This window comes from Kitasatospora sp. NPDC001683 (genome assembly GCF_053596495.1).
The window spans coordinates 98,628-106,809 of the sequence record NZ_JBSFGK010000022.1 but is presented as its reverse complement, the minus strand read 5'-3'; the positions used below and the strand labels follow the sequence as shown (position 1 = coordinate 106,809).

The 8,182-nt window shown below is 74.0% G+C and carries 10 protein-coding genes, 3 tRNA genes and 1 pseudogene; 10 read left to right on the top strand and 4 right to left on the bottom strand.

The genetic code is table 11. The annotated features are described in order from the left end of the window. Positions 1 to 182: 182 nt before the first annotated feature. The 5 genes and pseudogenes from ACWCYO_RS14860 to ACWCYO_RS14840 all read left to right on the top strand — a co-directional run bounded on the left by ACWCYO_RS14860 (position 183) and on the right by ACWCYO_RS14840 (position 3,191). Positions 183 to 1,103 (top strand): zinc-binding dehydrogenase, encoded by a 921-nt coding sequence (locus tag ACWCYO_RS14860; protein ID WP_449784466.1) that lies wholly within the window; start codon positions 183 to 185, stop codon positions 1,101 to 1,103. 24 nt (positions 1,104 to 1,127) lie between these two features. Further along, entirely contained in the window at positions 1,128 to 2,177 is a 1,050-nt protein-coding gene (locus tag ACWCYO_RS14855; protein ID WP_270145274.1) for an alpha/beta hydrolase family protein, read from the top strand. Between the two features lie 159 nt (positions 2,178 to 2,336). Continuing rightward, a pseudogene (locus tag ACWCYO_RS14850) lies at positions 2,337 to 2,585 on the top strand (type II toxin-antitoxin system RelE/ParE family toxin); the annotation flags it as partial. After that, positions 2,582 to 2,917 carry a helix-turn-helix domain-containing protein gene (locus ACWCYO_RS14845; RefSeq protein WP_359975481.1) on the top strand — a complete coding sequence of 112 codons (336 nt, stop codon included), beginning with the start codon at positions 2,582 to 2,584 and terminating at the stop codon, positions 2,915 to 2,917. The pseudogene ACWCYO_RS14850 and the gene ACWCYO_RS14845, both read left to right, overlap by 4 nt. Positions 2,918 to 2,930: 13 nt before the next feature. Further along, a complete protein-coding gene (locus tag ACWCYO_RS14840; RefSeq protein ID WP_327068229.1) occupies positions 2,931 to 3,191 on the top strand; it encodes a helix-turn-helix domain-containing protein in 261 nt (86 codons plus the stop codon). A gap of 129 nt (positions 3,192 to 3,320) precedes the next feature. Here ACWCYO_RS14840 and ACWCYO_RS14835 read toward each other — a convergent pair. The 4 genes from ACWCYO_RS14835 to ACWCYO_RS14820 form a co-directional block, all read right to left on the bottom strand. Then, positions 3,321 to 3,394 (bottom strand) — tRNA-Phe (locus ACWCYO_RS14835). 27 nt (positions 3,395 to 3,421) lie between these two features. Then, positions 3,422 to 3,495, bottom strand: a tRNA-Asp gene (locus ACWCYO_RS14830). Positions 3,496 to 3,550: 55 nt separating this feature from the next. Next, a tRNA-Glu gene (locus tag ACWCYO_RS14825) sits at positions 3,551 to 3,623 on the bottom strand. 102 nt (positions 3,624 to 3,725) lie between these two features. Beyond that, entirely contained in the window at positions 3,726 to 4,067 is a 342-nt protein-coding gene (locus tag ACWCYO_RS14820; protein WP_270145270.1) for a metallopeptidase family protein, read from the bottom strand. Positions 4,068 to 4,129: 62 nt separating this feature from the next. Between ACWCYO_RS14820 and crcB (ACWCYO_RS14815) the strand changes: the two genes are divergently transcribed. The 5 genes from crcB (ACWCYO_RS14815) to ACWCYO_RS14795 all read left to right on the top strand — a co-directional run. Next, positions 4,130 to 4,606 carry a fluoride efflux transporter CrcB gene (gene crcB, locus ACWCYO_RS14815; RefSeq protein WP_449784465.1) on the top strand — a complete coding sequence of 159 codons (477 nt, stop codon included), beginning with the start codon at positions 4,130 to 4,132 and terminating at the stop codon, positions 4,604 to 4,606. Beyond that, positions 4,603 to 4,971, top strand: coding sequence for a DUF190 domain-containing protein (locus ACWCYO_RS14810; RefSeq protein ID WP_270145267.1), 369 nt, complete (start codon positions 4,603 to 4,605; stop codon positions 4,969 to 4,971). Before crcB (ACWCYO_RS14815) ends, ACWCYO_RS14810 begins: the two co-directional genes overlap by 4 nt. Continuing rightward, entirely contained in the window at positions 4,968 to 5,342 is a 375-nt protein-coding gene (crcB, locus tag ACWCYO_RS14805) for a fluoride efflux transporter CrcB (RefSeq protein WP_270145265.1), read from the top strand. Before ACWCYO_RS14810 ends, crcB (ACWCYO_RS14805) begins: the two co-directional genes overlap by 4 nt. A gap of 152 nt (positions 5,343 to 5,494) precedes the next feature. Beyond that, positions 5,495 to 6,172 carry a hypothetical protein gene (locus tag ACWCYO_RS14800; protein ID WP_270145264.1) on the top strand — a complete coding sequence of 226 codons (678 nt, stop codon included), beginning with the start codon at positions 5,495 to 5,497 and terminating at the stop codon, positions 6,170 to 6,172. Positions 6,173 to 6,367: 195 nt separating this feature from the next. Next, a partial coding sequence (locus ACWCYO_RS14795; protein WP_449784464.1) for a DEAD/DEAH box helicase occupies positions 6,368 to 8,182 on the top strand: 1,815 nt, incomplete at its 3' end.

Genomic DNA, 8,182 nt, shown 5'->3' with positions numbered 1-8,182 from the left:
GTTCGGGGCGACCGCGACCCCGAAGGGGGAGCTACCGCCCACGTGAGGGGTGGGGGTTGTTGTGGGCGGGAGGGGTGGCTGGACGGGTGACAACTGGGGGTTGTTGACGGGGGTCGGTGGTTGTTGGACCGGGGGGTGGTGGGGGCGGTGAGGTGGGGGCTCCGACGAGGTGAGGAGTGGGGATGAAGGCGCTGGTGGCGACCGGGGATGTGGCGGAGCCGGTGCGGTTCGCGGAGGTGGAGCAGCCGCAGCCGGGGCCGGGGGAGGTGCTGGTGAAGGTGGAGGCGTTCTCGGTGAACCGGGGCGAGACGTTCCAGCTGGAGGCGCCCAGGGCCGGGTGGCGGCCGGGGAAGGACGTGGCCGGGCTGGTCGTGCAGGCCGCGGCCGACGGGTCGGGGCCCGCCGTGTGCCGGCGGGTGGTCGGGCATCCGCCGGCGGGCGGGTGGGCCGAGTACGTGTGCGTGCCGGTGTCCTCGCTCGCCGAGCTGCCCGACGGTCTGGACGCCGTACTGGCCGCCGCGCTGCCGCTGGCCGGTCTGACCGCGCTGCGGCTGCTGCGCACGGTGGGGTCGGTGGCCGGGCGGCGGATGCTGCTGACCGGGGCGTCCGGTGGGGTGGGGCACTACTTCACCGAGCTGGCCGCCGCGGCCGGGGCCGAGCTGACCGTCGTCACGGCCTCTCCGGAGCGCGGCCGGAGGCTGGCCGAGCTGGGGGCGGCCGAGGTGGTGCACGAGCTGGGTGAGGCGCGGGGCCCGTACGACCTGGTGCTGGAGTCCACCGGTGGCGCCGACCTGCCGCTGGCGCTGGCCCGGCTGGCCCGGCGGGGGACCCTGGTCTGGTTCGGCCAGGCCTCGCGCACGCCGGCCACGCTGGACTTCTTCGACTTCTTCGCCGGCCCCGAGTCGGCCACCCTGCGGCACTTCCACTACGCCGACTCCGACGTCCCGGACGGTGAGGACCTGGCCACCCTGGTGCGCCTGGCGGCGGCCGGCCGGCTGAGTCCGGAGATCGGCCTGGTCGCGCCCTGGGAGCGGACCGCGACCACCCTCACCGACCTGCGCGACCGCCGGATCCGCGGCAAGGCCGTGCTGACCGTCGCCTGATTCCCGGAACGAGGAGCTTTCATCGTGGACTTCGTCGACACCCCCGGCCTGCTGCCCGCGTTCGTCGCGGAAACCCGACCGCGCGCCCACGGCGCCGGCCTCGACCTCTACGAGTACGACCGGGTGACCGCCCCGCTGACCTCCCTGCGCGACTGGCCGGCCGCCTTCGGCGCCGTCGGGCGCCGGTACGCCGCCGCGGCCGGGCGCGCCGCGGCGGAGGGTCGTACGGTCACCGCCGGAACCGCCTACCGCAGTGCCGCCCGCTGGTTCCACGCCGCCGGGCTGCTGCCGCACCCGGACCGGGCCGCCGCCGCCCGGCTGGCGGCCGAGGCCGACGAGGCGATGCGGCAGTCGCTGGCGCTGCTGGAGGCGGAGGCGGCGCGGGTCGAGGGCGAGGGCTTCGCGGGTTGGCTGCGCCGACCGGCGGCGGCCGGGGACGGCACCCCGGTGGTGCTGATCGTGCCGGGCATGGACTCCGGAAAGGAGGAGTTCCACGCCCTCGCCGACGCCCTGCTGGCCCGGGGGGTCGCGGTGCTGGCGATCGACGGGCCCGGCCAGGGCGTCCTGGCCGCCACCAGCGCGCCGGAGCCGGACTACCACCGGGTGGTGGGCCGGGCGCTGGACGCACTCGCGGCCCACGATGGTCTGGACCTCGCCCGCACCGCCGTGGTCGGCCTCAGCCTGGGCGGCTACTACGCGGCGATGGCCGCCGCCCACGAGCCGCGGCTGCGCGCCGCCGCGACGGTCAGCGGCCCGTACCGGTTGGACTGGGCGGGCGTGGTCCCGTTCGTCGGCGAGACCCTGGCCCAGCGCTGCGGCGGCCCGGAGGCGGCCCGCGCCTTCGTGGACCGGATCGACCTGACCGGGCTCGCCCCGACGATCACCCTCCCGCTGCTGGTGGTCGAGGGCGGCGAGGACCGCATCCCCGGCGTCACCAACGCCACCGTCCTCGCCGAGCAGGCCCCGAACGCCGAACTGCTGCTCGTCCCGCACGGCAACCACCTGCTCGGCACCGCCCTCCCGGACTGGCTCCCGGCCACCGCGGACTGGCTCGCGGCCCGGCTCGCCCGATGAACGGCAGTCAAGCGAGCGCTGAGCCAAGGGAGTAGTGCTGCGGGGGGCGGGCACGCGAAAAGCCCCGGAGAGTGATCTCTCCGGGGCTTTCCTGGCTGTGGCCAGGGCCGGGGTCGAACCGGCGACCTTCCGCTTTTCAGGCCAAGCCGGAGGCTCGACGAGCCGCACTCGCGGAACCTGGGTGATGGGGTGCGGGAACTGCGCCTCGGTCTGAGCGGGAACGCGGTGCGGATCAGCTACTGGCTGGCGCCTGGACGCCGCATCGTTCTGCTCACTGTCTTTCGCAAGACCCGAATGCGTGAGGAAGCGGAGGTCAAGCGAGCCAAGGCTGCCAAGCTGGTGTGCGAGACGGGGCATCCGGAAGGTCATGAGATCTACAGTCGCAACACGGCGGAGGAGGAACGGTGAACCACGCACGCTGGCAGCTGGCTCGGGACAAGCGCGCGATCCACGGGGAGTTCGAGCCCCCCGCGATCATCGCCGAGCGAGAGCAGATTCGTCTGGCCATGGCGCTCGGTCAGCTGGTCTACGACCGGCGTACCCAGCTGGGACTGAGCGAGGACGAGCTGGCGGTTCGCCTCGGTAGCACCGCTGACGAGGTGGAACACATCGAGGTTGGTGGAGTCCTCCCGGTCACGTCCGACCTGCTTCTCCGGATTGCCGCGGCTCTGGAGGTCTCTGTGGACGTCCATCTGGCGACCTCGGGCACGGCAGTCAGCTTCGCCGCTCGCGCCGCATAGCCAGGAGGAAGCCGTGGACTATGGGCAGCAGTTGTCGGCCGCTCTGCGGGACAGGCGAAGGCAGCTGGGGATCTCCCAGACCGAACTCGCCCGGCGGGCCGGCATGACGCAGCCTGGCATCTCCCGCGTCGAACTGGGGGACACGACCCCGACCCTTCCCCTCCTGGCGCGGCTCGCCGAGGCGTTGGAGGCGGACCTCGACATCCGGCTGGCCCCCCTGGACGGAAGGACGACGATGCGCTTCGTGCCCCACCGTCACGCCGACGCGGCGTGACGGTGGGGGCGGTGGAGTTGCGGCAAAGATGCGGAGGGCCTGACCGTCCGCCGCGCCGTTGGCGTCAAACGGCACGAAAATGCCCCCGGAGCGATTCGCTTCGGGGGCATCGTGCCTGGTCAGGCGTTGTGGCCAGGGCCGGGGTCGAACCGGCGACCTTCCGCTTTTCAGGCGGACGCTCGTACCAACTGAGCTACCTGGCCGTACTGCACCGTCTCTTGCGAGACGAGCGATCCCGACGGGACTTGAACCCGCGACCTCCACCTTGACAGGGTGGCGAGCTAACCAACTGCTCCACGGGACCTGGTAGTGGCGAACCACTAAGGTCTTGCGGCACTGCACTTTACTACGGTACTGCGTGCCCCCAACGGGATTCGAACCCGTGCTACCGCCTTGAAAGGGCGGCGTCCTGGGCCACTAGACGATGAGGGCTTGCGGCCCGTCCGGCTGTTTCCAGCGTTCCGGGGACGTCGAGAAGCATATGGGATGCAGGGCGGATCGCCAAAACGGGTTTGGGCCGGGTGGGGGTGGGGGTCAGGACCAGCCGAGCTGGTCCAGCTCGTGGTCGTCGAACCCGAAGTGGTGGGCGACCTCGTGGATGACGGTGGTGCGGACCTCCTCGACCACCTGCGCGTGGGTGTCGCAGTGCCGCAGGGTGGGGCCGCGGTAGATCAGGATCCGGTCGGGCAGGACGCCCGCGTACCACTCGCCGCGCTCGGTGAGCGGGGTGCCCTCGTAGAGGCCGAGGAGTTCGGGGTCGCTCGGGTCGGGTTCGTCCTCGACGAAGACCGCGACGTTGTCCATCATGGCCGCGAGTTGCGGGGGGATCTGGTCCAGGGCGTCGCTGACCAGCGTCTCGAACTCTTCCCGGGTCATTTCCACCGGATCATTGTCGGCTCTGGGGTGACGGTGTGCCAGGCAGCGGACACCGGTGTTTGATGGGTTCCGTGACGACCTCGGAGGACACGGTGGACAGCCCGGCGGCGCCGGTGCGCGGACGGCCGTCGGTGCTGCGCGGGCAGGGGCCCGTGGTGGCGGTGGTCGCGGTGGGCGGGGCGATCGGCGCGGTGGCGCGGTACGCGGCCGGGCTGGGCTGGGAGACCGGGCCGTCGGCCTTCCCGTGGACGACGCTGCTGATCAACGTGGTGGGCTGCGCGGTGATCGGGGTGTTCCTGGTGGTGGTCACCGAGGGGCGCCCGGCGCACCCGCTGCTGCGGCCGTTCTTCGGCACCGGCGTGCTGGGCGGGTTCACCACCTTCTCGACGTACGCGGTGGACGTCCGCCGGCTGCTGGAGGCCGGGCGGCTCGGGTCCGGGCTGGCGTACCTGGGGCTGACCCTGGTGGGCGCGCTCGGCGCGGTGTGGGCGGCCGCGGCGCTGACCCGGCGGCTGATCCACCGCGGCGGTGCCCGGTGAGCCGGCTGGGCGGGCCGGCGCTGCGGCTGACCGTGCTGGTGGGCGAGAGCGACACCTGGCACCACCGCCCGCTGTACAGCGAGATCGTGCACCGGGCGCGGGCGGCCGGGCTGGCCGGCGCGAGCGTGTTCCGGGGGATCGAGGGGTTCGGCGCCTCCTCGCTGGTGCACACGGCGCGGCTGCTGTCGCTGAGCGAGGACCTGCCGGTGGCGGTGGTGATCGTGGACGAGGAGGAGCGGGTGCGGGGGTTCCTGCCACAGCTGGAGGAGCTGGTCGCGGAGGGCCTGGTGCTGCTGGACCGCTGCGAGGTCGTCCACTACCGGGGGCGGGGTACGGGCCGGGGTGCGGTCGGGGGAGCGGAGTGAACTGGCTGCTGGTGGTGGCGGGCGCGATGGTCGGCGCGCCGCTGCGGTACCTGACCGACCGGGCGGTGCAGTCCCGGCACGACTCGGTGTTCCCGTGGGGCACCTTCACGGTGAACGTGCTCGGCTGCCTGGTGCTCGGCCTGCTGGCCGGGGCGGTGACGGCCGGTGCGGCCTCCTCGCACGTCCAGCTGCTGGTCGGCACGGGCTTCTGCGGGGCGCTGACCACCTACTCGACCTTCTCGTACGAGACGCTGCGGCTGGCTGAGTCCGGGGCCGGGCGGTACGCGGTGGCGAACGTGGCCGGCAGCCTGGCGGCCGGGCTGACCGCGGTGTACGCGGGGGCGGAGCTGGCCTCGGCGCTCTGGGGCTGAGCCCTCCCGCAGGACGGGCTGCCGCCGGCTCTTGCGGGGGCCGCTCCGGAGGACTCCCGTACGAACCCGTGTCCGCCGTGCCCGGCGCGCGTTGGGCACCGAAAGCGGCCGCCAGGGGGCGGCCCGGGTGGGGCGGCAGGAGAGGGAGCGCGGTGGCTTCGGTGCGGGCGGTGCGTTCGACGGCGGCGGTGCGGATGGTGCCGTCGGGGCGATCGGGAGCGGCGGTGCGGGCGGCGGCGGTGCTGGCGGTGGCCGGGCTGGGGCTGACCGGGTGCATGTCGGTCGGGCCGGCGGCGGAGGAGAAGCACGGCGGGGTGGCGCCGGTCGGGCAGGCCGGTCCGGCGGGCCGGCCTGGGGCGACGGGAGGTCCCTCGACCTCGCCGGGCGCCGGGCACCCGGGGGGCGTGTCCGGGCGCCCGGAGCACCAGGGGGGCCTGCAGGCCGAGAACGCGCCGGCCGGGGCCACGACCGCCGCGCCGGGTGAGCTCACGCCCGGCGCGAACGGCACGGTGGCCGGCGTGGTCCCGGTGCCGGGGGCGGGCGCTCCCGAGGGCGCGCCGGGCGGCAACGCCTCGACGGGCGGCGCGAATTCCAGCCCCGCGCCGCACCCCGGCGGCTCCACGGGCGGCGGTTCGACGGGCCCCGGCGGTACCGGCGGCGGCGAGGGCCGTTCCGGCGGCGGTTCGGGCACCCCGTCGGTCACCCCGAGTGCCCACCCGTCCGGCACGCCCGTGCCCACCACGCCCGCCGCGACCGTCCCGCCGGGCCCGGAACCCTCCGCCGGCAGCTCCGGTTCCTCGGCCCCGAGTCCTCGTGCGGGTACGCAATAGCGGGCTGGCCTGGGCATTTGCCTCCGGTCCCGAGGGTCCTCTATGGTGGTAGATCGTTCGTTTGATCCATTTGACTGGCGCCCCATTCCCAACTGGCGCCCTTGGCGCGTTCCGGCGATCCGTGGCTGACCGCATAGAGGCGGTTGTGAAACAGAACCCCGGACTTTGGCGCGTGCCACTTCCGGAAGGTTTTGCATGTCTCTCGTTGACGACGCCCGCTTCGCCATGCCCGCGAACGAGGCCGCCGCCGATGTCACCGACTCCACCGATCTGATCACCGAGGCCGCGGAGACCGCCGCCGAGGAGATCACCGCCGAGACCGTCGAGGAGACGGTCGAGGCCACCGAGCCCGCCGAGCCCACCATCACCTTCGGCGACCTGGGCCTGCACGAGGACGTCGTCCGGGCCCTCGCCAAGCGCGGCGTCACCACCCCGTTCCCGATCCAGGCCGCGACCATCCCGGACGCCCTGGCCGGCAAGGACGTTCTGGGCCGCGGCCGCACCGGCTCCGGCAAGACCCTCAGCTTCGGCCTGCCGCTGCTGACCCGCCTGGCCGACGGCGAGCGCACCCGCGCCAAGCACCCGCGCGGTCTGATCCTGGTCCCGACCCGCGAGCTGGCCATGCAGGTCGCCGACGCCCTGGAGCCCTTCGGCTCGGTGCTCGGCCTGCGCCTCAAGGTCGTCTGCGGCGGCACCTCGATGTCGAACCAGATCTACGCGCTGGAGCGCGGCGTCGACATCCTGGTCGCCACCCCGGGCCGCCTGCGCGACCTGCTGAACCGCGGCTCCGCCAAGCTGGACGACGTCCAGACCGTGGTCCTCGACGAGGCCGACCAGATGGCCGACATGGGCTTCCTGCCCGAGGTCACCGAGATCCTCGACCAGGTGCCGGCCGGCGGCCAGCGCCTGCTGTTCTCCGCCACCCTGGAGAACGAGATCGACACCCTGGTGAAGCGCTACCTGAAGAACCCGGTCACCCACGAGGTCGACCCGTCGGCCGGCGCGGTCACCACCATGACCCACCACATCCTCGTGGTGAAGCCCAAGGACAAGGCGCCGATCACCAACGCGATCGCCGCCCGCAAGGGCCGCACCATCATCTTCGTCCGCACCCAGATGGGCGCCGACCGGGTCGCCGAGCAGCTGATCGAGGCCGGCGTGAAGGCCGACGCGCTGCACGGCGGCATGACCCAGGGCGCCCGCACCCGCGTCCTCGGCGACTTCAAGGACGGCTACGTCAACGTCGTCGTCGCCACCGACGTCGCCGCCCGCGGCATCCACGTCGACGGCATCGACCTGGTCCTCAACGTGGACCCGGCCGGCGACCACAAGGACTACCTGCACCGCTCCGGCCGCACCGCGCGCGCCGGCCGCTCCGGTGCCGTCGTCACCCTGGTGCTGCCGCACCAGCGCCGCGGCGTCTTCCGCCTGATGGAGGACGCGGGCGTCGACGCCAGCCGCCACATCCTGGACCACGCCTTCGACGCCGAGGTCGCCAAGATCACCGGCGCCCGCTCGCTCACCGAGGTCCAGGCCGAGAGCGCCGCGAACATCGCCGGTGCCGCCGAGCGCGAGCTCGCCGACATGACCCGCCAGCTGGAGCGGGCGCAGCGCCGCGCCGCCGAGCTGCGCGAGGAGGCCGACCGCCTGGCCGCCCGTGCGGCGCGCGAGCGGGCCGAGCTGGGCATCGAGGACGAGGCCCCGGCCGCGTCCGCCGAGGCCGGCGAGGAGACCGCCCAGGCCGCCGCCCCGGCCGCCGCGGAGGCTCCGGCCGCCGCTGCCGCGCCGCAGGCGGAGGAGCGCACCCCCTCGTACCGCGAGGTGCGCACCGAGCGTCCGGCCTTCGGCCGCGACCGGGACCGCGACCGCGACCGGGACGACCGTCGCTCCGGTGGCTTCGGCGGCCGGGACCGCGACCGGGACCGGGACGAGCGTCGTTCGGGCGGCTTCGGCCGGGACCGCGACGACCGTCGCTCGGGTGGTTTCAACCGTGACGACCGCGGCGACCGT